The sequence below is a fragment of the Paenibacillus sp. FSL E2-0178 genome (assembly GCF_038593005.1).
Lineage (GTDB): Bacteria > Bacillota > Bacilli > Paenibacillales > Paenibacillaceae > Paenibacillus_AQ > Paenibacillus_AQ phytohabitans.
On record NZ_CP151953.1, the window covers coordinates 2,011,546 to 2,035,259 of the forward strand.

General features: G+C 52.4%; 20 protein-coding genes. 8 read left to right on the forward strand and 12 right to left on the reverse strand.

Annotated elements, in window-relative coordinates:
• Positions 1-59: 59 nt before the first annotated feature.
• Positions 60-635 carry a GNAT family N-acetyltransferase gene (locus MHI42_RS09125; protein ID WP_340788549.1) on the reverse strand — a complete coding sequence of 192 codons (576 nt, stop codon included), beginning with the start codon at positions 633-635 and terminating at the stop codon, positions 60-62.
• 40 nt (positions 636-675) lie between these two features.
• Complete coding sequence (locus tag MHI42_RS09130; protein ID WP_042135519.1) at positions 676-1,095, reverse strand: VOC family protein; 420 nt, start codon at positions 1,093-1,095, stop codon at positions 676-678.
• 219 nt (positions 1,096-1,314) lie between these two features.
• Here MHI42_RS09130 and MHI42_RS09135 point away from each other — a divergent pair, with 219 nt between their 5' ends.
• From MHI42_RS09135 to MHI42_RS09145, 3 genes are all read left to right on the forward strand, one after another.
• On the forward strand, positions 1,315-2,010 hold the full coding sequence (locus tag MHI42_RS09135) for a copper amine oxidase N-terminal domain-containing protein (protein ID WP_342423566.1): 696 nt from the start codon (positions 1,315-1,317) through the stop codon (positions 2,008-2,010).
• Complete coding sequence (locus MHI42_RS09140) at positions 2,007-2,486, forward strand: hypothetical protein (protein ID WP_342423567.1); 480 nt, start codon at positions 2,007-2,009, stop codon at positions 2,484-2,486. Before MHI42_RS09135 ends, MHI42_RS09140 begins: the two co-directional genes overlap by 4 nt.
• Positions 2,487-2,675: 189 nt before the next feature.
• Entirely contained in the window at positions 2,676-3,059 is a 384-nt protein-coding gene (locus tag MHI42_RS09145; protein ID WP_342423568.1) for a hypothetical protein, read from the forward strand.
• A gap of 7 nt (positions 3,060-3,066) precedes the next feature.
• Here the strand turns inward: MHI42_RS09145 and MHI42_RS09150 are convergent, their stop codons facing one another.
• Positions 3,067-4,902, reverse strand: a complete 1,836-nt coding sequence (locus MHI42_RS09150; protein ID WP_342423569.1) for a UbiD family decarboxylase — start codon at positions 4,900-4,902, stop codon at positions 3,067-3,069.
• Between the two features lie 187 nt (positions 4,903-5,089).
• On the opposite strand from MHI42_RS09150, the gene MHI42_RS09155 reads away from it, so the two are divergent.
• Positions 5,090-6,178 carry a low temperature requirement protein A gene (locus MHI42_RS09155; RefSeq protein WP_342423570.1) on the forward strand — a complete coding sequence of 363 codons (1,089 nt, stop codon included), beginning with the start codon at positions 5,090-5,092 and terminating at the stop codon, positions 6,176-6,178.
• A 112-nt stretch (positions 6,179-6,290) separates the two neighbouring features.
• On the opposite strand, the gene MHI42_RS09160 is transcribed toward MHI42_RS09155, so the two are convergent.
• From MHI42_RS09160 to MHI42_RS09170, 3 genes are all read right to left on the reverse strand, one after another.
• Positions 6,291-7,694, reverse strand: a complete 1,404-nt coding sequence (locus MHI42_RS09160) for an NAD(P)/FAD-dependent oxidoreductase (protein WP_342424709.1) — start codon at positions 7,692-7,694, stop codon at positions 6,291-6,293.
• A gap of 325 nt (positions 7,695-8,019) precedes the next feature.
• Complete coding sequence (locus tag MHI42_RS09165; RefSeq protein ID WP_342423571.1) at positions 8,020-9,153, reverse strand: Ger(x)C family spore germination protein; 1,134 nt, start codon at positions 9,151-9,153, stop codon at positions 8,020-8,022.
• Positions 9,150-10,550, reverse strand: a complete 1,401-nt coding sequence (locus MHI42_RS09170; RefSeq protein ID WP_342423572.1) for a spore germination protein — start codon at positions 10,548-10,550, stop codon at positions 9,150-9,152. The genes MHI42_RS09165 and MHI42_RS09170 overlap by 4 nt, the downstream gene beginning before the upstream one ends.
• 126 nt (positions 10,551-10,676) lie before the next feature.
• On the opposite strand from MHI42_RS09170, the gene MHI42_RS09175 reads away from it, so the two are divergent.
• Complete coding sequence (locus MHI42_RS09175) at positions 10,677-11,744, forward strand: endospore germination permease (RefSeq protein ID WP_042140976.1); 1,068 nt, start codon at positions 10,677-10,679, stop codon at positions 11,742-11,744.
• Positions 11,745-11,861: 117 nt separating this feature from the next.
• On the opposite strand, the gene MHI42_RS09180 is transcribed toward MHI42_RS09175, so the two are convergent.
• Positions 11,862-12,197 (reverse strand): hypothetical protein, encoded by a 336-nt coding sequence (locus tag MHI42_RS09180; protein ID WP_052421773.1) that lies wholly within the window; start codon positions 12,195-12,197, stop codon positions 11,862-11,864.
• Between the two features lie 195 nt (positions 12,198-12,392).
• Here MHI42_RS09180 and MHI42_RS09185 point away from each other — a divergent pair, with 195 nt between their 5' ends.
• Complete coding sequence (locus MHI42_RS09185) at positions 12,393-13,667, forward strand: S8 family peptidase (protein ID WP_342423573.1); 1,275 nt, start codon at positions 12,393-12,395, stop codon at positions 13,665-13,667.
• 741 nt (positions 13,668-14,408) lie between these two features.
• Positions 14,409-15,341 carry a GNAT family N-acetyltransferase gene (locus MHI42_RS09190; protein ID WP_342423574.1) on the forward strand — a complete coding sequence of 311 codons (933 nt, stop codon included), beginning with the start codon at positions 14,409-14,411 and terminating at the stop codon, positions 15,339-15,341.
• A gap of 26 nt (positions 15,342-15,367) precedes the next feature.
• Here MHI42_RS09190 and MHI42_RS09195 read toward each other — a convergent pair whose 3' ends face one another.
• The 4 genes from MHI42_RS09195 to MHI42_RS09210 form a co-directional block, all read right to left on the reverse strand.
• A complete protein-coding gene (locus MHI42_RS09195) occupies positions 15,368-16,699 on the reverse strand; it encodes an amidase (protein ID WP_342423575.1) in 1,332 nt (443 codons plus the stop codon).
• A 201-nt stretch (positions 16,700-16,900) separates the two neighbouring features.
• Entirely contained in the window at positions 16,901-17,341 is a 441-nt protein-coding gene (locus tag MHI42_RS09200) for a hypothetical protein (RefSeq protein WP_342423576.1), read from the reverse strand.
• Between the two features lie 36 nt (positions 17,342-17,377).
• Positions 17,378-17,815, reverse strand: a complete 438-nt coding sequence (locus MHI42_RS09205; RefSeq protein ID WP_171718579.1) for a LytTR family DNA-binding domain-containing protein — start codon at positions 17,813-17,815, stop codon at positions 17,378-17,380.
• Positions 17,816-18,044: 229 nt separating this feature from the next.
• Positions 18,045-19,106, reverse strand: coding sequence for an alpha/beta hydrolase (locus MHI42_RS09210; protein ID WP_342423577.1), 1,062 nt, complete (start codon positions 19,104-19,106; stop codon positions 18,045-18,047).
• A 268-nt stretch (positions 19,107-19,374) separates the two neighbouring features.
• Between MHI42_RS09210 and MHI42_RS09215 the strand changes: the two genes are divergently transcribed.
• The gene (locus MHI42_RS09215) at positions 19,375-20,022 is read left to right on the forward strand and encodes a transcriptional regulator (RefSeq protein WP_342423578.1); all 648 of its coding nucleotides are present in this window, start codon (positions 19,375-19,377) and stop codon (positions 20,020-20,022) included.
• Positions 20,023-20,797: 775 nt separating this feature from the next.
• On the opposite strand, the gene uvrA is transcribed toward MHI42_RS09215, so the two are convergent.
• Positions 20,798-23,695 carry an excinuclease ABC subunit UvrA gene (gene uvrA, locus MHI42_RS09220; protein WP_342423579.1) on the reverse strand — a complete coding sequence of 966 codons (2,898 nt, stop codon included), beginning with the start codon at positions 23,693-23,695 and terminating at the stop codon, positions 20,798-20,800.
• Positions 23,696-23,714: the final 19 nt, after the last annotated feature.

Here is a 23,714-nt window from a genome sequence, read left to right on the forward strand (position 1 = left end):
AGAGGCTCTATCCTGCCTTAAACGAATCTAGCATAAGGAATGAACGTATCCCGCCAGCCTCACAGCGATCTGCCGGTAACATCATCCCTTTGGTTCATACTCATCCACTCGCTCCCAAGCAAACCATAGGCATAGGTATCATGCCATCCCGGGTTGCCCTGTTCATCAGGCTTGAAATAACCTGTCTGCAGAAAGTGACCCTCCCGGCGCAGCTTCAGCCGCTCGAGCAGCCGCCATGAAGGATGATTATCCGGATCACAATGTGCGGTTACACGTCTGATTCCAAGCGTGCCGAAGCCATACGCCAGCAGCTCACGGCAAGCCTCTGCCGCATAGCCTTTTCCTTGATAGTTACTGTTGAACACATAGCCCAGCTCCCACGTCTGAAACTGCGGCGGGTTCTGCTGCTGGAAATACAAGTTCCCGATCAGTCTGCCGCTGTCCTTCAGACATACGGCCCAGAAGGCGTGATCGGTTGCCCGCCGCTCTGCCTCGGCCTTACTTGCAGCTTGGTCATATACGCCGTAAGGTTCGAATCTCACAACCTCTTCCTGCGAGAGATAGGCATGCAGATCGTCCCCGTCTTCTGCTCTGAAGCTCCGTAAGATTAACCGCTGCGTTTCTAATACATCCATCTTTGTTTCCCCCTGCATACAGTGTATACTTTCCCTTATTTCAACTTTCGGGTATCTGATCCATATCCATATAGAGCACATTCCAGCGGTGTCCGTCGGGATCAGCGAAGCCTGCGCCGTACATCCAGCCTCCGCCCGCCGCCTTCGGCCTGCCAAAAACATGTCCGCCCGCCTCCTCCGCCTTACGGACAAGTTCGTCTACTTCCTCCCGGCTGGCAGCATCGATAGAGAAGAGAACTTCTGTCCCTTGCGAGGTGTCAGCAATCTCCTGCCCGGTGTATCTGCGGAACGTTGCTTCCGGAACCAGCATTACCAGTACTTTCTGATCCCCGATGACTAGTCCCGCCATCTCATCACTGCCTTCATGCCGCGGATGAAACGCAAACCCCAGCTTGCCGAAGAATTCCCGCGAACGGTTAAGATCCTTTACAGGGAGATTAAGCCAAAGCTCTTTGGTCATATGATTCGCTCCTTTTCGGATGAAAGCGCTATTCTGCCACTCTAAACAACATAGTAGCATATCCATAGGAGACTGGGCATACTCAACATCACTTCGTCCATATTTTTACAAACACCCGAAACCTTCCATGGTTATATTCGTCTATATATTCGTTTATATGGAACAGAAGATTAATGCCAGAGCCATGGCAACCACGCTTTCATAGAAAGGATGGGAACGATGAAGATTACCCGGCAAATATTACTCCTTCCCGCACTTGCGCTTGCAATGGCAACGGGCACACCGGCAGTCCCGGCTTCCGCCAAGTCTGTGTCTGAGGTAAAGATCTACTTTACCTATAGCAGTGAGAGCGGTATATCGGGGAGTTCAGCGGGGAACGCACAGATCAAGAATGGAATCTCCTACATGCCCGCCAATCTGGTGAAAGCTACCGGAATTGAGATCCTGTGGAACAATGCGTCTAAAACTGCAACATTCAGCGGCTGGAATAAAAGCTTCAGTGTGCAGCTGGGCAGCTCCACCGGTGTGCTCGACGGGCAGAAGGTTCCGCTAGGCGGCACTCCGTATATGTCAAATCAAGAGCTGTATGTACCTGTTAAATTTATTGCAGCGGCACTTGAAGGGGGACCTGTCCGGTGGGACCCTGCAAAGAAGACTCTGCTGGTCAATCATCTGCATATGTACCGCAGCTATTCGGAAACCTTCGAGGGCGGAGTGTATTCCCTATCCCTTGACAGCGGTGAGTTGTACCTCACCACCAAGCAGAACACGAAGCACAAGCTTGCTACGCTGGGCAGAGGTCTGGATGTTATTGACTTCACCTTCGAGCATACACCGGCAGGCCTGACTTTGCTGCGTGTAAGCAATGTTTACGCGAACCGCATCTGCATGCCGGGTACTACACCTATCTTTTGAAAAATGGCAGCGTCATTCGTCAGGGGCATATAGATACCTACACCTCCTTCGGCACAGCCGCCCAGTGGTCTGAGGGGAAGCTGGTATTGAATGACGGGCAGACTTTGCGGCTGATTGAGGATGGAACGGGAGCGGTCAGTGAAACGATTGATTTACCGCACCTGATGGGTGCAACCGTCACGAAAGATGTCTACTATAATGTCGAAGCTGTCTTCAAGGATGTCCTGCTGGTCCGCCCTCTGGATACAGCCCTCCTGACACTCGTCAATCGTACTACCGGCGAGCAAACCCTGCTGTACAAAGAGCTGCTTAGTGCTGAACGCCAGCTTGATGTGGAGCAAATAGATTATATGTTCCCCGGGGACCATATTAAGTTCACCAAGCGTGAGGGCAATATGTTCACCTTCACGGTTAACTATCTGGACGGCAGCAAAGAAACTGTGCACACCTATACACTGCCTGACAGCGGAGAGTGAATAGAACAAATTCAAGACAAGCTAACAAGTGGATAAACGTCAACTAATTCCGGGGAAATCTTCCTCATTGGAGTTGCAGTTGGATAAACAACACTTAATTTAACCCATCTTACGGGATATCGGAGATATGGGCAGAATTAAGTGACGTTATTCCATCTATAAGCTTACTGAAAGGAGCAAACCAGACGAATGAAGAAGTTCATTGTTGCCGCAAGCATAATTTTCCTCGCTGCCTGCTCATCTGCCGGCCAAGAAGTACAAACCCCGCAGCCGGGTCCCTCTAGCCAACACGTAGAGGTCCGCACTGCGGGGTCCATTGCCTTTCCATGTGTCAAATGGAATGACCGGATCTATCAAATTACGAAAACACTGGTTACTGATGTAGGGGAACAAATCGGCGAAATCACATTGCAGTCCCTGGAGCCTATCGCAGATACTCCCAACAACTTCTCCACTACCTTCTCTGAAGGCAGCAAGCTATACGCCATTAATGATATCCCTACAGCAGAGGCAATCGCCGTCTTAAACAGTGAAGGTGAATACATTAAAGTCGAGGTGCCCGTAAGGGAGTAAGCACATTCTATCCCCGCATACCGCCCAAGCTGGCTCCGGGAGCAAATACCCGCTGTATATTCTTCTGCACCTCAGGGTCCGGGATTAACGGCGGCGCCTGATGCGGCTTCACCCGGGCATCGATAATGATATTATCGCAGGCCCAGTGCTTATGCTCCACCCTGCTGTTCACTCCGTGGATATCATGGGAGGGATTGCTCCGTGTAAAGGTCGCCCACAGGAAATTGTTCAGATGCTCTGACATGAACCCGCTGTCGTCGCACAGAATGATCATCGGGCAGGAATCGAGCGGCCCCTGCTCTGCAATGGCAGCACACAAGCTGGCGATTTCCTGCGCGGCTGACTGATAATCCGCGAACGGCTTGCCCTGCAGCGCCACAATGCCAGGCATAATCATGGCAGCCGGTCCCCAGTTCTGCTGTGCCTGCAGAATCTCAGGCACCTCCGTGCATAGGCTCCGCTTCTGCTCGCCTACCGCAGCGAATACCACCTTACTGCCGCTGTTGATTCCGGTGCCGGAGTAATCCAGTGTATCTATGGTGGTATTCGTCTGGAAGTGAATATCGCGGTGCAGATTAATCCGCTCCAGGATATACGTCAGGAAACCTTCAATATCATGCGTGCTGACCGGCTGGTCCTCTTCTGCAGTGATGAACAGATATTTCGCCAGACTGAGCTGTCCGGTTCCGAGAATGCGGTTGGCGATGGTCAGCAGCTCCGCCGGCTGCTTAAGCTGCTGATAAGGTGTATAGCGTTCACTGCCGATGGCGAATAGCAGCGGATGCACGCCAGAAGCATCTACGGCATGAACTTCCTTAACGCCGGGAATCTCAGACTGAATTGCCCCGCCCGTCAGCTCATGAATCAATTCTCCGAAGGCGGTGTCTTCCTGCGGCGGACGGCCGACGACCGTGAACGGGAAGATGGCCCCTCGCTTGGCGTAGACCTTATGCACTCTCATCACCGGAAACGGGTGGGTCAGGCTGTAGTAGCCCAGATGATCCCCGAACGGACCTTCCGGCTTCGTCTCACCGGGATGAATCTCCCCGGTAATTACGAAATCGGCATCACTGCTGATGCAGAATCCGTCCACATAGGTGTAGCGGAAATGGCGTCCGGCCAGCAGGCCGGCAAAGGTCATCTCGCTGAGGCCCTCCGGCAGCGGCATCACCGCCGACAGCGTATGCGCCGGAGGCCCGCCGATGAAGCAGCTCACCTTGAGCGGCTCGCCGCGTTTATTGGCCTGGGACTGATGTATGCCGATGCCGCGGTGAATCTGGTAATGCACACCGACCTCTTTATTCATCTCGTACTCATTGCCGCTAAGCTGAATCCGGTACATCCCAAGATTGGAGTTCATGATCCCCGGCTTGTCCGGATCTTCCGAATACACCTGCGGAAGCGTAACAAATGCCCCTCCGTCTCCCTGCCAGTGCTTGATCTGGGGAAGATCGGAGATTTGAATCTCCTCGAAACCGGCAGGAGCACTGCCCTGTTTCTTCAGCGGAAGTGCTTTTCTGGCTGCAAGGGCGGTTCCAATATATCTGAAAGGCTGCTTGAGCGCCTTCATGGGATTGCTGCGCAAAGCGATAACATCCTGGGAGGATTGCCAGGTATCCCGGAAGATGAATTTGCTGCGCTCGATCGTCCCGAACAGATTCGATACCGCGCGGTACTTCGAGCCCCGGACATTCTCGAACAGCAGCGCGGGACCGCCCGCTTCATAGACCTTCATATGGATCGCCGCCATCTCCAGATGCGGGTCAACTTCCTCATGTATGCGAATTAAATGCCCGTGCTTCTCCAAGTCAATAATGCATTCTTCCATATTACGATATGACATGCTTCTACCCCGATCCTGTAAAGAATATGAACCTCTATATTATCCGTGAGAGCGCAGCCCAGGTCAATTGCCGCCGGAATGAACCTGGATTAATCCACCTGCTGTCTTGCCTTCTTCTATCCAGAGCCTTTATTATACTTGTTAACCGGACTGCTCCGGTAAACATACGGCAAAGGAGGCTTGCAGAATGATTATCAAAAAAGTAACCTGGCTGGAGCTCTTCTATGATTTGCTGTTTGTCGCTGCGGTCTCCAAGGCCAGCCATGTGCTCCTGCATGTAGAAGACGAGGTTCTCTCTCTTGAGACACTGGGCAAATTCGTACTGATCTTCATTCCGATTTGGTGGGCCTGGGTAGGCCAGACGCTTTTCGTCAACCGTTATGGACAGGATACGGTGGCACACCGGATTTTTCTGATCATCCAATTATTCTTCGTGCTGATCATGACAGCCAGCCTGTCTGTGGATTTCGATGCCAACTATCTGCCGTTTCTGATTGGCTATCTCGGACTCCGGATCATGACCGCCGTCCAGTATCACTACGCACATTCCAAAGAAAGCGGCCATCTGCGGAATACCGCCCGTTATTTAGGAACACGCTTTTGGATCGGACTGGTGATTTCGGCCTGTTCGCTGTTCTTCGATTCCTGGCTCCGGTATGCCGTGCTGTACGCCGGGATTGCGCTGGATATTATCCTCCCGCTGACCGGCCGGCGGATTCTTGTGAAGACTCCTGCCAATACCCATCATCTGCTGGAGCGGTTCTCACTGTTCGCTTTAATTCTCCTGGGTGAATCTGTCGTCAGCATTCTTGCCGTACTGCAGTCCAGTACCTGGACCGGACAATCTGTCGGCTTCGCCGCCCTCACCTTCGTACTGATTATCGCGATGTGGTGGCAGTATTATGATAACCTGGAGAAGAAGGTGGATATGCATATTCAAACGGCCGGACAGACCATTATCTACGGACATCTGTTTATCTATCTGTCGTTATGTATGCTTGCCGCATCGATCCAGCTGCTCTTCCTGAATAAGCTTCATTATGACCTGATGCTGAATCTGCTCTTCGGCTCAGTCCTGCTCTACTTCGCTTCGACTACACTGGTCTTCCATGTCTTCAGACATAAGCAGCACCGGCTGGGGGCTAAGCATCTGGCGCTGCTCACCGCTATCCTGATCTGCTTCTACGTGCTGGATCTCGTAATCCATGTTCCGAATGTGCTGATCATGGGCGAGCTGGCGCTGTTCTTCGCGGTGTATGCCAGGATCACAACCTAGACCCGGCTGCCAGGCAGCAGCATGTAAGACCAGGCCAATTCTCTGGACACGCTCCACAGCACAAAGGCTGTACCAAAGGTCTTCCTGACCCCCGGTACAGCCTCTTCTTGTATTATTTGCCGGTAAACTCAATCTCGTCGTAATCATAATACGCCTGCAGGGTCTGCTGGCGGTCATCCATGAACAACTGGTCGGCTACACCACAGACAAGCTTCGGTATCGCATTCTTCAGGCCGGAGATCGCCGAAGCCGACAAGCCGCAGCTGGCCAGGGCCGAATAATTGAAGATGAATATTCCATGCAGCAGCTTGCGGCCTGCCTCATCCCGGCTCTGCAGCGCAAACCCCGGGCTGAGGTACGGATGCGCGTCCAGCAGCGCATTCGCCGCTCCGGCCGGCGCCTCATAACGGTCGCACCAGCGGGCAATATGAGCTTCGACCTGCTGCAGCTCCGGCCGCAGGGCGGGATCACTGAGCAGCCCGGTGCTGACAATCAGGAAGTCGAAGCTGAATTCACCCTTAGGCGTAGTCACTGCCGCTTCTTCTCCGGAAGCCGCCACACTATGCCAGGGAGAACCGAGATGCAGCCGGAAGCCGGGCCAGGCCGCCGCCCGTGCAAAGGTGTCGTTCGTTGGCGGCTGATTATAATTGAAGAAATGCGAGATCACCGCATATTTATCTGCATCCCCTAAGGCATGGAACCGTTCAATCATGCCCGAAACCTCCATCTGGCGGATCGGATTGACATTCGGCAGCTGTTCGCGGCGGACAAACACATGCACTTCCGCCGCTCCTTCAGTAAGGACGAAGTTAGCATTGTCGAAGGCCGAGGCCCCGCCGCCGAGAATCGCTACCCGCTTGCCGCGGAGAGCGGTGAAATCAATCTTCTGCGAGGTATGTGCATACAGATGCTCCGGCAGATGCTCCGCAATCATCGGCGGGACATGCCACTCGCCTCCGCCCTGGATACCTGTGGCCAGTACGATCTTACGCGTCAGCAGCAGACCGGACGGGGCACCCGCTCCGGCAATCCGCAGCCGGTAGATCCCGTCCTCACCCGGCTCGATCAGCTTAAGCTGCACCTCATTGATCACCGGCAGCTGCAGAATCTGCCGGTACCAGCGCAGATAATTCATCCAGTCGCCGCGGGGGATTTTGCCTAATTCATCCCAGGCTGCTGTTCCCTTCTGCGCTTCCCACCAGGAGCGGAAGGTGAGCGATGGAATGCCCAGATCAATGGAGGTCAAATGCTTGGGCGTGCGCAGAGTCACCATCCGCGCGTACGTTTCCCAAGGACCTTCCTGCCCGTCACTGTTCTCATCAATAATCAGAATGTTGGATATCCGTTCACGCAGCAGGCCGAAGGCTGCGCCTAATCCGCTCTGCCCCCCGCCCACAATCACAACATCATAGACATGGCCTTCAGAATGCTCCAGAGGGCGTACCCAGTCCGTGCCGCCATAGGCAAGGTAGGAAAGATCGGTCTTCACACGTTCATTCAAGGCTTCCAGGCTCATCATCCTCAGACCTTTCGCTGGCATCTTTAGGCTGCGTAATTACGGGCAGTTCCGCACTGTATCATACCTATACCTATGGCCACATTATATCTTTAATGCTCCGGCTTTGAAATGTTCATGGCAGGTTTATTGTCATTATAGCTAAAATTTGCGGATTGGTTTGTATAATCGAACAATATTTTATAAATATCACGCATTTAATCTTGACAAAAGCTACAGAAGACCGTACAAACCGCTCATTCGCGGCATGAAATCTGTCATACCTAAAGAAGCTGTAACCTCAGCCCTTATGGCCGTGATAACAGCTTCTATAATTATCATATTGCTATTCCGCATCCCTAAGCGTTGTCGTGCCGTTAATATCTACCGCAATCTTAAGGTCGAGCTCTGTACTCCCGATGATATTCCGGCCGGCGAGCTTGGGATATTTCCGGTCAAACTTCTCCTGGATATCAAAAATATCGGTCCCTTTATCCTTCCAATCCTTAAACAGCGCCAGACAATCGGCTCTGATCTTCGCTGCCATGGACGCTTCCAGCTTCGCAATGTTCTCCTCGTTCAGCTTCAGCTTCCCCTGGATTAAGGATACATCGGTGTTCAGCTTAAGGATGATCTCCATCTTTAGCATGCCGTCTTTATAATCGAGCCTGGACTTGTAGCGGTTATTCTGCAGCAGCAGGCTCACCGTCTTCGTCCGGTCCTCGGGATTCTGCGTATTGATATTGCCCGACACCTCGTTATCGAGCAGGAAGTTGAAGTAGATGGACTTCTCGCTGCTCAGTCTGCCTACCATTCTATATTCTTTAATCAGCGCCAGGCCGTCCAGGAAATACTGCCCCTTGGTATCCTTATCCTTGGACACATTCATGATCGACATGGAATTCACATGATCACCGATAATCTTCTGATTCATGAACTCCTTGATGTTCAGCTTGACGCCATAGGAGGTTACGGATGCTTTGTTGCCCAGCATATCATAGAGATACAGGCCGGTCATAACCTCTTCCTCGTGGTTGGGCTTGATGAAATCCTCTGTCTCTCCTACATACACGCCCAGAAGTGTACGTGTGCTGGATTCCTGCCACCGGTCAAAAATATCAAATGCCTGGTCCAGCCCGCCCGCCGCAAAGCGTTCCGTGAAGAGGATTACTTTGTTGTGGGCAAGGGTAACCGGGGCACTGGTGTGGGTCTCCAGCCGGTTGATTGCATCACCCGGATTCTGGGTCGCTATTTTATATACAATCCGCTCCTCCTGGTTCGCCTCTTTGGAGGAGTTGCGGATGGAGTTCAGCGTCTCAAAATAAAAAACGAGATTCTCCTCCTCATCCTGATCAATCAGAATCGAGGTCACGAATGCGATGTGGTCAAGATCCCTGTAGCCCAAGCAGGAAGCCAGCAGGAGGGGCAGCACCGCCAGCATCAGTGTGACGAGTACTTTTCTGCGGAGTGCCGTGATCATTTTCTGCCCCGGTACAGGAAGGGTTTCGATACTTTGCTCAGCGGTCCCCGGACCAGCACATCCAGATTGGCGGCGCGGAACGATTTCTCGGTGCCCAGCGGGAACAGATACGGATAATCACAGGATCTCAGCGATCCCAGATGGGCCACCAGCAGTATGAATCCCAGATAGAAGCCGTGCAGCCCGAAGCAGGCAGACATGATGATAGAGAACACTGCCCATACAGAAATGGCCGAGGTCAGGCGCGGATTAATGAACGAGGTAATGGCATAAATCCCTGTCACGACCACCGTAGCCTGGGAAGCCAGTCCGGCGCCGACAGCGGCATCGCCCAGAATCAGGGCACCTACAATGCTGAGCGCTTGTCCGATCTGATGCGGCAGCCGCCGTCCCGCTTCCCGGGAGAGCTCGAAGAACAGGAACATCAGGACCGCTTCCACCACTGTCGGAAAAGGCACTCCCGAACGGGACACGGCAAGCTTGAACACAAACGCCGAAGGAATCAGCGAGAAGTGATGCGTTGTCAGCGCCACATAGAATCCCGGCAGAAGCAGCGATACCAGCACCGAGCCGAATCTCACACAGCGCAGCAGCGTAACAAACAGCCTGTTGGTGGCATAATCATCCGGGGATTGCAGGTTCTCAAAAAAGAAACAGGGCGCGGTCAGTGCAAACGGCGTACCATTCACAATTACGGAGATTCTGCCCTCAAACAGCTTGGCGACTATCGCATCGGGCTTCTCGGTGTATCCTATGGTATCGAACAGCGTCTTGCCCGGACTTAAGGCTTCCGCAACATACTGTGCGCCCAGCACGAATTCATTGTCCATAGCCTCCAGCTTCTGGCGGACAGTCGCGACAAGATCCTCTGGAGCCGTCCCCTCCACATAGAGCAGAACCGCCTGCGTCTTCGACTGCTTACCCAGAATATGGCTTTCGATCTTCAGCGTCTGCGTAGCCATGCGTTTGCGGATCAGGCTGACATTGTTGACCAGCAGCTCATTGAAGCTCTCGTTCGAGCCGACGAGCGACGCTTCGAACTGCGATTTCTCGACCGGACGGGATTCCAGCTTGCGGGCGTCAAAATAAACAGCATACTGGAGCTGCTCAAAAATCAGCACCGGATCACCTGCCAGCAGATGCTCAAGCGCCTCGTCCGCATCCCGGACCTCCCCGAATTTAGCGGCATAGATGGCCTTACCCACCTCTTCCCTGCTGGTAACCCCCCCTGACGCCTGCGACAGCGGCTCGATAATATATTGGCTGATATAGGTAGAATCACAAATGGTCTCTATATAAAAGAGAGTAATGACAGCATCGTTCATCACGATATCCCTCTTAATGAAATCAAAGCAGCCGCTTAGTATAGAGGAAAGCTCACTCGCCTGTACGGTCATCCGGTTTCCCGCCCTTCTTAAGTGGTAGGGATAGTATGCCGGATTCCCGGAATAATATTCCTTACAGCGGACCATACTAGAGGTTAAGTCTAGATTTTTCTGAGAGAAGGCGTACTAGTGGGAAGTATGAACTCCAAACATCTGTTTTTCATCATCTGCAGCCTGGCGATTGTCACTCTTAAGACCTTCCCCTCGTCATTCATCCGGCTAGGCGGAAGAGATACCTGGATTGCCATGATTGCCGCTTCAGCCTGTATTCTTGTTTACATGTGGGTTATTCTGACGATTAAGAAGAGGACTAAAAATTATAACCTGCTCGACATCTATGCGAAATCGCTCGGCAAATGGGGCGGCGGCTTTTTTTCCGTGCTGTTTTTGCTGACCCTTCTATTAACTATATTTGAGAGTGCGGGCGCCGAGGCCAGTGTCATTCACACCGGTTTCCAGCTGTTCACGCCTGTATGGGTCTTTATATTGGTGACTGCGGTAGCGACGGTCTATGTGGTCAAAAAAGGGATTGCTTCCGTAACGATTACGACAATTGTGGTGATCTTCTTCATCAGCCTGTCCGGTATGCTGCTCGCCTTCCTGACTCATAAATACAAAGACATGAAGTATATCTATCCGATCCTGGAGCATGGAGTAACCCCTGCACTGCTGCTGAGCACCCTGAAGATTCTCGGCGCACTGAGCTGTGTCACCATTATGATCCCTTACCTGGACAGTGTGCGGGACAAATCCAAGCTGCTCCTGCATACGTCGATTGCCCTGCTGTTCATTATCCAGATGCAGATTTTCTCGATGCTTGGCGTCATTACTACCTTCGGGCCGGACCGGGCAGTCAATCTGCTGTTCCCCAAGCTGACACAGACCCAGATTATCAGTGCTTTTGGCTTCCTGGAGGCGGGTGAGCTATTCGTCATGCTGCAGGTGGTCGCCGGCTGGTTCATCCGTTATATCGTCTGCTTCTTTGCACTGATGGAGCTGATCCGGCTGTCGGGCCTGAAGATCCGGTTCAAGGAGCATTATGTCTGCGCGCTGACGATACTTTTCTCGTACCTGTTCTCGCGGGATTTGTTCGATATGTTCAAGCTGCTCGACTATCTACTCTATATTCAGCTGGCCAACTTCCTGGTCATTCCGCTGATCCTCTATAGTATTTATTATTTTAAAAAGACTCCAGCTCAAGGTTGATTGTCTCCAGCATTCTTCCCGCCGTATTTGTATCAGCGGATAGTCTCAGCTATCCATCACTCCATGAACCCGCACGAAAAAAAGCACGCCCCGTATAGAACAGGACGCGCCGGCCTTTTAGAAACGGGCTACGAAGAACTCACGGTTGGCAGGGACGAATTTCTGAGTACGCTGAACATTATCCGCATCAATAATTCTAAGGGTGTAGCTGATAGTTGTCAGAGTGCTGATTGTGTTAAATTGGGCTACACCGAATTCATCGAACTGTGCGGTGGTAACCGTGCCTGAGCTTCGGGTCAACGTAGCCGTCCAGCCTTGCGTTTCATAAGGAACATTGTTGTTATTTACTGCGAGCACGATGAAATTGGTGAGAACCTGTTTGATCCGCCGTCTCTTGGGTCTTACTACCGCCGATGCTTTTGCTTTTTTGGCCATAAGGAGACGTTTTGCCATTAGTGCTTTCTTCTCTGATTCTTTCAATTGCTTCACCACTTTCTGCTGGGATACAGTAGTAAATGCAACTGAAGAACCGGCCGACACGCGTTATTGCCTGATATTCATAGAAATGTAGCAGTGTCCTATATTAATAGATTCGTACCCACTGATCACCCGGCCGCATACTATGCTTCCATAGAGGTGATCACATTAATGACTGATAAGTTATGGGTTCAGCATCATGCCGCCAAGCTTAACCGTCCGCTGAAGCAAAAGATCCGCAAGTCCTATACATCCACCGTGAAACCGGCTGCCATTCCGGTCATTATACAGTTCAAGCATCCGCTGACTCCAGCCAGAATGAAGGCACTGCAGAAGCATCTGGGGACACACGCTTTTCCAATTAAACATCAATTGCCCCTGCATCGCGCAGTTGCCTCCCGGGTTACGCTGAGATGTCTGGAGCAGGTATGCTGCTGGAACGGGGTCCACAAGGTCTATCTTGATGGCATCAAAAAAACCACCTTAAATATCGCTACCCCGTCCATTGGTGCCACCGCCGTTCAGCGTTCAAGAGGGCTTACCGGCAAAGGCATCAATATCGCCGTGCTCGATACCGGTGTGTATCCGCATCCCGATCTGACCCGGCCTGTGAACCGGATTATTGCCTTCAAGGATTATATCAATCACCGGAAGTGTCCGTATGACGATAACGGGCATGGCACACATATTACCGGCGATGCCGCAGGGAACGGCTGGTCCAGCAAAGGTAAATACAGAGGGCCGGCACCCGAGGCAGGGATCGTCGGAATTAAGGTGCTGGACAAAAACGGCGACGGTTATGACTCCACCATCATTAAAGCCATTGAATGGTGCATAGTCCGCCGCAAAAAACTGAAGCTGCGCATCCTGTCCATGTCCTTCGGCGGACCGGTGAACCCTTCTGCCAAGGACGATATCCTTGTCCAGGCGGTTGAGAAAGCCGTCAACGCCGGACTCACTGTAGTCATCGCCGCCGGCAACAGCGGACCCGGGCGCAGAACGGTTGAGTCGCCCGGAATCAGTCCCTCCGCCATCACCGTCGGAGCGGTGAATGACCGCCGGACGGTGACGCAAAAGGACGACCGTATCGCCGTCTACTCCAGCCGAGGACCGGCTCCCGGCGGTAAGGTGAAGCCCGATCTTGTTGCCCCCGGCGATTCGGTGATCTCACTGCGCGCACCCGGCTCCCAGCTGGTCCGCGAGCTGCCGGGAAACAAGGTTGGCAGGAAGTATTTCAAGCTATCCGGCACCAGCATCTCCACGCCGATCGTGTCCGGTGCAGCGGCGCAGCTGCTGCAGCTCCGCCCTTGCCTGACGCCCGGCCAGGTGAAGTCCTTGCTGAAGCGGAACGCCTTCCCCCTTGGCCTGAAGCCTAATACAGCTGGCAGCGGCGAGATAGACGTGCGCTTCCTGAAGCGCCGCGCCCCTAAGCCTGCAGGCAAGTAGAAGCAGCCCTTTAGCGTAACGGGAGCTGCCCTTTAGCGTACGGAAGCTGCCCTTTAGCATAACGGGAACAGCCCTTTAGCGTACGGAAGCTGCCCTTTAGCGTACGGAAGCAGCCCTTTAGCGTAACGGAAGCAGCCCTTTAGCGTAACGGGAACAGTCCGCTTCCGTTTTGCTAAAGGGCATTTTTTTATCCCAAAGCAACGGTGAACAGCCCGCGGTTAAACGGGAGGTAGCTAAATGTTGTACGGATTACAACTCGAATGCAGAGTTACCTGAGAGTTTAGGAGAATTGTTGTACGAAATACAAGAATCTCCCCGTTAATTAGCTTGGCGGAGAGAAAATGCTGTATTTTATACAACAATTTGGGATTTGGGTTGATATTCTAGCGGAAATGTTGTATTTCGTACAGGATTTTCGCGATCCGGGCCGGCATAGCGGGCAAAGGTATGTATGGAGCGCAAGCCGGGGAGATTCGGGGTAACCGTCCATGCGAATAGATTCATAATAAGCCGTATCCAGAAAAGCCTACGTTCTTCAGCTCACACAGCCTTGTTCAGCATTTAATGCATCGGTATAATCCAGGCATATTTCAGCGCTCCCCCGCCTATTCTCCACATTGAGCATTCTATCTTCGGCAACAGCTTATCTGATTTCCAAACATCCGCAATTTCTGTCCGGCATTCCGCTGCAGGCTTCGTTATAATTGTAGATAATTCTATTACCCAACTGGAGTGAACGCTATGAAAATTCGCAGAGCTGTGCCAGAAGATGCCGAACAACTGGCTGCGGTTATGAAAAGAACATTTGACCGGGAAATGCAGCGCTGGCTGCCGGGGGAAGCGCTGCAGGACAACAATCTCCGCCCGCCGGGTTATGATTCAATTGAGCAACACAGGTATGCCATAAGAGAAACTGATTATTATGTAATTGAAGACGGCTCGCAGATCATTGGTGGTGCAAACGTACATATAGTAGGCAGACATGCCCGGGTAGACAAAATTTACATCGATCCGTCCTATCAAGGCCGGGGTTACGGTTCGAAGATTCTCTCCTTCCTTGAAGAGCAGTATCCTGCAATGCGTACATGGAAGCTGGAAACCTCAAGCAAACAGCTAAGCAACCACTATTTCTATGAAAAATCCGGGTATATGCGAATCTACGAATCCCCGGATGAATACGGCTATGAAAAAATAACCGGATCCCTGGCAGCTCCAGAGGAGCAGGGAATCCGGTTTGAAGATCAGCGGCTCTCCGGAGCGGAATTTGAGAACTGTGCAATGGATAAGGCTGATTTCTACAACATGAATCTTGCGACGGCCAGCTTCAATAACAGCAATCTGCACGGCAGCCTGTTTACGGACTGCAACCTGAGCGGTGCGAAATTCACGAATCTTAATCTGACCGGCATACTGATTGCCGACTCCAGATTAAGCGGCAGCGAAATTGCTCTGGCTGCATTGGATGGTGTGCATTTTCATGATACGAGTCTGGGAGCCTCTGGTAAGCCCGCTCAGTTCGAGCGCTGCGATCTGTCAGGAAGCCATTTCACCGGCTGTGATCTGTACGGCGTAAATATCTCGCAATGTGAAATCTCCGGCCTGCGGATTAATGATATCCCTGTGGAGAAATTGCTGGAAGCTTATGCTCAAGTAGAGAAATTGAATCAAAGCTAGTCAGCTTGAATCCGAAAACCTCCACATTAGCGGGAATTAAGAGCTTCTGCACTATTGTAAGCAATGTGCGGCCAGAGCTCCCGCGCCCAAGCCAGCAGTGTCTCGTCCTCTCCATGGGTGCCGATGCACTGGAAGCCGAGCGGCATACTCCCGATCGTTGCAGCCGGCAGACTGATTGACGGCGATCCGGCGAATCCCCAGATTGCCGCCATTCCTGCCCAGCCTGTATTATTCTCCTCTACCTTGGGCGCCGTGCCTCCTTGGGCCGGCGACACCCACAGGTCAATCCCCTCTTGAACCATAAGTTCCTTCAGATCACGCCGCAGAATCATCTGCTGTCCCCGGTACTGCTCCAGCTCCTCATCCGGAATCTGCCTGCCTCTAACGATAGCGTCCTGAACTGGAAGTCCGTATTCCTCCCTATGCTCCGCGAACCAATGTTCATGCTCCCGCGCCAGCTCTCCCTCGATAAACCGAATCATGGCATCTCCATAGATGAATTCATCCTTCCAGGGCATATCCACGTGGCGGACTTGGTAGCCCAGCTGTTCGAGTATCCCTATCTGAGCGATGAAGACAGCTTTTACTTCCGGACTCATTAACTCCATGTACACCCCGGCAGGAACGCCGAGGACCGGCTTGCGGGCAGATATAGCGGGAATGGCCTCCCAATCCGGTACAAGCAGAGCTGCTGCTGCCTCCATTCCAGGCAAATCTTGAGTGAAGAACCCGATGGTGTCAAAAGAAGGCGAGAGCAGCAGCACCCCGTCCAGCGGAACCCGGCCATAGCTCGGCTTGAATCCGACCACGCCGCAGAAGGATGCAGGAGCGATGACTGAGCGCAGCGTCTGGGTACCGACCGCCAGCGGGCAGATTCCCGCAGCAACCGCTGCCGCTGAACCTGCACTTGACCCGCCGGGAGTATGCGCGGTGTTATGCGGATTACGCGTTGCAATAGGCCCGTTATAGGCAAATTCCTCGGTTACTGTCTTCCCGGCAATCAATGCGCCAAGGAAGCGGAGTCTTAGGACCAAAGAGCCCTCTGGTCTGGTTAACAGGTCAGCGGGTAGCTGCGAACCGGCCCGGGTAGGCAGTCCCTCCACATGCAGCAAGTCCTTAACCGCCACAGGAATGCCGAATAAGGCTGGTTTGCTGTCCGCTTCGCTGTAAGTATGCAGCAGCAGCGCTTTTTCCAGGCCAAGCCGTAGTTCAGCGTCCGCTTCAGGAACAAAAGCGCGGATCTGCGGCTCAAGCTGTCCGAACCGCTCCAGGTACAAATCAAGTGATCTCTCAAGCCGGACTTCTGGTTCACCCGTACCATTCATCATCTCTATCAGTGATGATCTGTTAAGCAGCATGATATCAGCTCCATGGTAGATTATGTATAACACCGTCTTAGTTACGCTTAATTTGCAGAATGGTAACAGGATTATTGTGTGTTTTCGAAATAAAATAAACCAAAATAAAAAGCCTCCCTGGCAGATCCGGCACCGGGGCGGCTTTCGAATATTCGCTTATAAGGCTGCACTTGCTGAGGCTAACCGCTACCTTCTTATTGCTTATTTGTCCCCGTCCTTCTTATACTCATCCAGCTTCTGATTCAGCTGCTTGGCTTCCCTTTTGCCGTCGATATGCATCATAGTGTACACCATGGCTTTAACCACCAGAATCACGATGACGAACGGCACCAGCACGCCTTTATCCATCAGCGGGCCGTCAGCGAACAGCCACAGCCAGAGGATCACAAACAAATCAGCAAGAATGTAAAAAATATAGAAGCTTATCGTTTGTGCCGTTTTTGCCACCTCATGCGTATTCACCAGCGCGTATCTGAAACAGGTAAACGCCGAAGCCCCCAGGAACAGCTGCACAAGCAGCGAACCACTGATCGTCTCCGTAGAGCTCAGAGCCAGCACAACCGCCGCAAGCACCGTCAGAAACCCGCAAGCGACTAACAGATCCTTCACGAAAAAAGATAGATATTTACTGGTTTTAATCATGATCCTTCCTCCTAAATATATACTTTGGCAGCCTCGCTATAACCCTAATTTGTGTTTAAGCACAGGGACATATTGTCTGGAGATATAGACCTTTTCACCGTTTTGGAGCAGCGCCTCATATCTGCCGTATAGCACCGGGCTGAGTGATTGGATTCGGGCAACATTCAGGATGGTCGATTTGGATGCTCTGAAAAAATCCCCATGCTCGTAATCCATCTCCAGCTCATACAGCTTCAGCCGGGATTCGTACACCTTCTCGTGGCAATAAATGAACACCTTATGATCAACCGCCTCGAAGTAATACACATCCCTTGGACTAATGATATGCAGCTGCAAATCGCTCATCCCGATTAGCTTTCTGGAGCTGGAGTTCACAGAGTAGATCAGCCTCAGCAAGGAATCATCCGGGTTGTTGCACCTTAGGATAATTTCAGGCTCCCCGCCCTCCGGAACGTTCTCAATTGTAATTTTCATCGCCCATCGCCTCCTGCGCTTCTCCTTACAGTTACAGTATATTTTTGCTAAAAGACTTATACAATGGCCTTTGCGCAAGCTGCGCTACAGCGGCTTCAAGCTGCAATTTCAGCAGCTCAGGATACTGTATACAAAAAGAAACGGCAGCACCGTCCTTGGATTAGGATAGTGCGCCGTTTTCTTCTCAGCTCCCGCTGCAATCGCTAGTGTGCCGCCCAGAGAACGTACGCTATTGCGGTAATTTAGCCCATGTCTCGTTCAGCCACTGTGCAAACTTCTCTTTCTCTTCAAACTGCGGATAATGCGCCGACTGGTCGAACACCACGAACTCCTTATACGGCGCCTCCAGCTCATCCAGGTATTTGCGCGCCTCGCTCACCGAGGTCATCAGATCATACTTCCCCATGACAAAATATACGGGGATATCCATGTGATCCACCAGCTCCGTAATATCATGCTCTGACAACTCTGGCTGCAGGTTAAGCTCCGAGATCGAGTTCCCCTTGAAAAAGCGGACGGCATCCAGCAAATTATACTCCGTTCCGAACAATAAACCTTTGAAGAGATCCGTGATGTCGTCAATCTGTCTTACTGAACCGCCGTATTTGCTGATTTTGTCACGGGGACTAATCGCGTCTCCTGATGTAACCGGTTCCCTCAAGTGCTCCAGTTCCTCCGCCTCTGCGTTATTGCCGGCAAGCCTCGCCTGATCGATCATGAATTGCAGACTTTCCAGCTCGCTGTTAACCCAATTGGCCGTCTGGCCAATCCCGATATAGACACTGAACTTGTCCGGCGCCTTACTTACCGCCTGTGTTGCTATGTATGTACCGTAGGAGTGGCCGATCAGCAGCACTTTTTTCTGGTCAAACTCCTGCTCAAGATATTCTGTGAGGGCCAATAAGTCCTCCACCAATAATTCTGAAGTCAAATTCGAATAATCCTCGGAGAAATGATAGGACTTCCCGCTGCCCCTCTGATCATACTGGACAACCGTGAAATTCTGCTCCAGCAGATTCTGATATTTCCGTACATACGGAGTCTCCGGGACCCCTGGCCCGCCATGCACAAAAATCACCAGCGGATTACTCCGGTCCTTCCCCCGTATCATCACTTCCTGCCTGGTGCCGTTAATCTCAATCTGCTGCAGAATACTTATACTGTTACTTCCTTTAATGCCTGGAGTCCATGTCGGGAAGACGAATCCGCCTCCTATGAGCAGGACGATTAGCAGCAGGCCAATCATCAATATCCGCAAAGCGGTTCTCCGCTTGCTTCTGTGTTTCTTCAACCTTAAATCCTCCTTAGTATTTACTAAGTCCTGATTTCCCACCTTATCACATCATTGGCAGATCAAGTATGATCCAAGTCGCTTTCTGGCCTGAATATGGGGAGGTATAATAACCAGTATAGGTCGTGAAGCACACGCCGCCGCAATAGAACGTTTGTCTGGAGCTAACCTTCCAGATACGTTGTATTGCGGCGGCTTTTCTTGTATTCGGATCGGATTGGATCAACTCAAACTCGTGGGTCAAACTATTCGCAAGGGAGATACGGCAATGTCGAGATTTGAACAGTACTATGATGAATGGCTGCAGGAACAGATTCATGCAGAGACAGGTGCAATACGCTTGGAGCTGCTCCAAAAAGGCCTAGGGCACGGAACCAGAGAATTTCTGCGCTCTGTCTGGTTTCCCGCTATCGGGAATTTCAATCATCTCTTTCCGGAATGGGAGGTCCGGGATTTCAATAACGGCTACCGCTATTTGGATCTGGCGTATATGCCAGGTGGAGCAAAAGGCGGAATCGAGATCCAGGGCTTCGGCCCTCATGCCAGAGATCTGGATGTCAGAAGATTCAAAGACCTGTGCAGACGGCATTGTCTACTCGTACTGGATGGCTGGACCTTTCTGCCGATCGCTTACCCGTCCATCACGGAAGAACCTCAGCTATGCCAGCAGCTGGTGCTCGCTTTTAGTGGCAGATTCATAGCCACGGACGTATCAGCATCCTTATCCTGGCTGGAGGCAGAGACCGTCCGCCTGGCCCGGCGCATGCTGCGCCCGCTGACTCCGCTGGAGCTTGCCCGGCACCTCCGGGTATGTGACCGTCAAGCCAGACGTATCCTGCATGATCTCGTAGAGCTGCAGATCCTTGATGTCGCGAGTGGTTCACATCGGGTGCGGACTTACACGCTTCGGCTGTAACGGCGGGAATCCCTTGCAAGCCCAGGAGTGCCCCGCCCCGCAAGCGAATAACTGTTGAGCTGCACTCCTGTAGGTACGCCCCTCCAATGAAGCGGACTGAGATGCGCTTATTTTGCTGAAAGTGGGGCTTTTCCACTAGCTCGCGGACTGAGATTCCTTTATTTGCTCCTGAATCACTCCAAAACACCCCTTAGAGCAGAAATAACGGATTTCCAGTCCGCGAACAACCTAAAACCGTCCATAAATCCAAAATAACGGAATCTCAGTCCGCGCCGTTATTCCGCTACGTACAGATTGCCACTGCACCTATGTATGCTCCCTGATCAGCTTCCACTAAGCATAGATTCTCAACTGCACCTACGTATGCTCCCTGATCAGCTTCCATTAAGCACAGATTCTCAACTGCACCTACGTATGCTCCCTGATCAGCTTCCACTAAGCATAGATTCTCAACTGCACCTACGTATGCTCCCTGATCAGCTTCCACTATGCATAGATTCTCAGCTGCACCTATGTATGCTCCCTGATCAGCTTCCACTAAGCATAGATTCTCAACTGCACCTATGTATGCTCCCTAGTCAGCTTCCACTATGCACAGATTCGCCAATCGCTCACTCTATGCATACTTTCTTGCCGGATTTTCCCGCTGACCGCCGACCGTTCACCTCTCCCTACACGCAGCACTCCAGCGCACCCGTTCTATGCACCCTCATCACACACAGACACCTGCTGATCCAGTAGATCCAGCAGGTGTCTGCCGCAGTTACGTTGTCCTTTACCGGCTGGCAGTTGTTCCAAGCACACTGCTGAGGTACCGCCCGGTGTGGGAAGCCTCCACCTTCGCCACCTGCTCCGGTGTTCCTTCGGCGACCACATACCCGCCCTGGTCTCCGCCTTCCGGGCCCATGTCAATGATATAATCCGCGGACTTGATCACATCCAGATGATGCTCAATGACAAGCACGGAGTGGCCGCTGTCTACCAGCTTGTTCAGAGCCACCAGCAGCTTCTTGATATCTTCCAGATGCAGACCCGTTGTCGGTTCGTCCAGGATGTACAGGTTGTGGGCGCCCTTCTTGATCTTGGCCAGCTCATAGGCCAGCTTCACCCGCTGCGCCTCGCCGCCGGACAGGGTGGTTGAGCTTTGGCCGAGGGTCAGATATCCGAGTCCAAGTTCAATCATAATGGCGAGCTTGTGCTTAAGATACTTATGCTCCCCGAAGAAATCGGCGGCTTCTTCGACCGTCATTTCCAGTACATCGGCAATGCTTTTACCCCGGGTTTTAATCTCAAGGCCCTCTTCTGAGAAGCGCATCCCTTTGCAGACCGGGCACAGTGTTTCTATATCCGCCATGAATTGGAGATTCGTGACCAGAATCCCGTCGCCAGCACAGTGCTCGCAGCGGGTACCGTTTGTGTGAGTCAGGCTGAAGTCGATCGGCTGATACCCTTTTGCTACCGCTTCGGGCTGCATGGCATACAGGTCACGAATTCTATCATAGATACCGATATAAGTCGCCGGATTGGATTTGCTGTTACGTCCAATGGCGGTCTGATCAATATTGATGACATGATTCAGCTGATCCGCTCCGAACAGGAAATCATGTTCCCCGGCGACAATCCGTGCAGAGGTTTTGTCTATCCGCAGCTGTTTCGATAGAATCCCGTTGATCATCGAGCTTTTGCCTGAACCCGAGACCCCGGTTACACAGATCAGCACACCAAGCGGGATATCCAGGTCCACATTCTTCAGATTGTTCTCGCGTGCCCCCTGGATCGATAGAAAGGCGTCGCCCAGCCTGCGCCGCTGTTCAGGAACAGGGATAAACGCATTGCCCGATAAATATTGCCCGGTGACTGACTCCGGCTGGTCCATGATGCTGTCCACGGTTCCGCAAGCCACTACATTCCCGCCATGGATACCGGGACCGGGACCGATCTCGATGATATGGTCTGCACTGCGGATCGTATCCATATCATGCTCGACCACGATGATCGTGTTGCCAAGATCACGCAGCTTCTTCATCGTGTCGATAACCCGGTGGGAATCCCGCGGATGCAGGCCGATACTGGGTTCATCCATAATATACAGCATCCCCATCAGCTCGCTGCTGATCTGGGTGGACATTTTGATCCGCTGCATTTCACCGCCCGAGATACTATCGCTTCTGCGGCCCAGACTGATGTAGTGGAGCCCGATTTCGATCAGTAACGAAATCCGGGACTGCAGCTCACTGACAATGGTGTCTGCGACCTCACGGATGACCGGCTCGAAGCTTAAGGTATTCAGGAATCCAAGCAGCTCATGCAGCTGCATCCGGCTAAGCTGGTCAATATTCTTATTCCCCACCGTAATCTGCAGCCGCTGCCGTTTGAGTCTCGCGCCGCTGCATTCCGGGCAGACCTTCTCGATCATGCAGTCTTTGATGAACGCCGGCTCGAAGGCCTCCGAGGTTGAGGTCTTGCGGATGTAGTGCTTGTACCAGCTCTCCATTTCCTGGACGAAGCCGCCAAACGGCCGGTCCCGGCCGGTCATCCAGTTCTTCTTGGCGGAATTCGGGGGTTGAAGCATAGGAACTAGCTCGCCCTTGGTACCGTAGAAGAGCAGATTATGAACAGAGGCCGGCAGCTCATGAAACGGGACATCCAGACTGAAGCCATATTTCTCCGATAAGCTGTACATCAGCACTGTGCGGTAGCTGTCCTTACCTGCGGGATTGAACACTGTGTTCTTCAGCGCGCCTTTGTTAATGCTTTTCTCAGGGGCCACCACCAGAAACCGGGGTTCTACCACATACGACATCCCTACCCCAAGACAGGTATGGCAGGCGCTCGCTGGCGTATTGAAGGAGAAATGAAACGGCTGCATATCACAGAGGAAGTAATGATGCTCCGGGCAGCCGAAGTGCTCATAGAAGCCCTTAGGCTCCCTCTCACCAGTCCCTCCAATGATCTCTGCCTTAATCATAATATCCTCATCCAGTGCCAGCATCGCCGACTCTATGGATTTGGTCAGTTGCATATAAGTTTCATCCTTCAATGTGAACCGGTCAATGATCATCTCGATCCGGTAGGAACGGCTCTCGTCCAGCCCGGATTCATCCGCCAGTGAGACAGGCATGTCATCGACAAGCAGATGCTTGAAGCCTTTTTCCCGCAGCTTCTGGAAGGTATAGCTATACTCCTCGCCATATATCTTATAGACCGGCGCCCGTAGTTCAACAATCGTTCCCTTCGGCAGCGAGGAGATATGCTCGGCAATCTGGGCAGCGGACAGCTGCCGCAGCGGCTTGCTGCAATCCGGGCAATGCCCGGTGCCTGCAGTGGCGAACAGCAGCCGCAGATAATCATTGGTATCCGTTACCGTACCGACCGTGGAGCGGGGGTTATGGTTGCCTTTTTTCTGCTCAATCGCGATTACCGGGGACAAGCCCCTTACTGAATCCACCTTCGCCTTCTTCAGCTGGCTGATGCGCCCCTTGGCGAAGTTCGAGATGGAATCGAGAAATCTCCTCTGCCCTTCTCCAAAGATAACATCAAAGGCGAGCGAGGATTTGCCCGAGCCGGACACTCCTGTAATGACAGTCAACTGGTCACGCGGGATCTCCACGGATATGTTCTTGAGATTATTCTGCCGGGCTCCCGAAATATCAATCGTTGTGCGGATAGACACTGACTGCTTCCTCCTCTTG

What these genes read in the sequence shown, in the direction of transcription:
- MHI42_RS09165 (WP_342423571.1), bottom strand. Translation starts at nt 9,153, where the DNA reads ATGATCACGGCACTCCGCAGAAAAGTACTCGTCACACTGATGCTGGCG.
- MHI42_RS09185 (WP_342423573.1), top strand. Translation starts at nt 12,393, where the DNA reads ATGACTGATAAGTTATGGGTTCAGCATCATGCCGCCAAGCTTAACCGT.
- MHI42_RS09135 (WP_342423566.1), top strand. Translation starts at nt 1,315, where the DNA reads ATGAAGATTACCCGGCAAATATTACTCCTTCCCGCACTTGCGCTTGCA.
- MHI42_RS09175 (WP_042140976.1), top strand. Translation starts at nt 10,677, where the DNA reads ATGAACTCCAAACATCTGTTTTTCATCATCTGCAGCCTGGCGATTGTC.
- MHI42_RS09215 (WP_342423578.1), top strand. Translation starts at nt 19,375, where the DNA reads ATGTCGAGATTTGAACAGTACTATGATGAATGGCTGCAGGAACAGATT.
- MHI42_RS09195 (WP_342423575.1), bottom strand. Translation starts at nt 16,699, where the DNA reads ATGCTGCTTAACAGATCATCACTGATAGAGATGATGAATGGTACGGGT.
- MHI42_RS09190 (WP_342423574.1), top strand. Translation starts at nt 14,409, where the DNA reads ATGAAAATTCGCAGAGCTGTGCCAGAAGATGCCGAACAACTGGCTGCG.
- MHI42_RS09160 (WP_342424709.1), bottom strand. Translation starts at nt 7,694, where the DNA reads ATGAGCCTGGAAGCCTTGAATGAACGTGTGAAGACCGATCTTTCCTAC.
- MHI42_RS09180 (WP_052421773.1), bottom strand. Translation starts at nt 12,197, where the DNA reads ATGGCAAAACGTCTCCTTATGGCCAAAAAAGCAAAAGCATCGGCGGTA.
- MHI42_RS09125 (WP_340788549.1), bottom strand. Translation starts at nt 635, where the DNA reads ATGGATGTATTAGAAACGCAGCGGTTAATCTTACGGAGCTTCAGAGCA.
- MHI42_RS09170 (WP_342423572.1), bottom strand. Translation starts at nt 10,550, where the DNA reads ATGACCGTACAGGCGAGTGAGCTTTCCTCTATACTAAGCGGCTGCTTT.
- MHI42_RS09200 (WP_342423576.1), bottom strand. Translation starts at nt 17,341, where the DNA reads ATGATTAAAACCAGTAAATATCTATCTTTTTTCGTGAAGGATCTGTTA.
- MHI42_RS09205 (WP_171718579.1), bottom strand. Translation starts at nt 17,815, where the DNA reads ATGAAAATTACAATTGAGAACGTTCCGGAGGGCGGGGAGCCTGAAATT.
- MHI42_RS09130 (WP_042135519.1), bottom strand. Translation starts at nt 1,095, where the DNA reads ATGACCAAAGAGCTTTGGCTTAATCTCCCTGTAAAGGATCTTAACCGT.
- MHI42_RS09150 (WP_342423569.1), bottom strand. Translation starts at nt 4,902, where the DNA reads ATGTCATATCGTAATATGGAAGAATGCATTATTGACTTGGAGAAGCAC.
- MHI42_RS09145 (WP_342423568.1), top strand. Translation starts at nt 2,676, where the DNA reads ATGAAGAAGTTCATTGTTGCCGCAAGCATAATTTTCCTCGCTGCCTGC.
- MHI42_RS09155 (WP_342423570.1), top strand. Translation starts at nt 5,090, where the DNA reads ATGATTATCAAAAAAGTAACCTGGCTGGAGCTCTTCTATGATTTGCTG.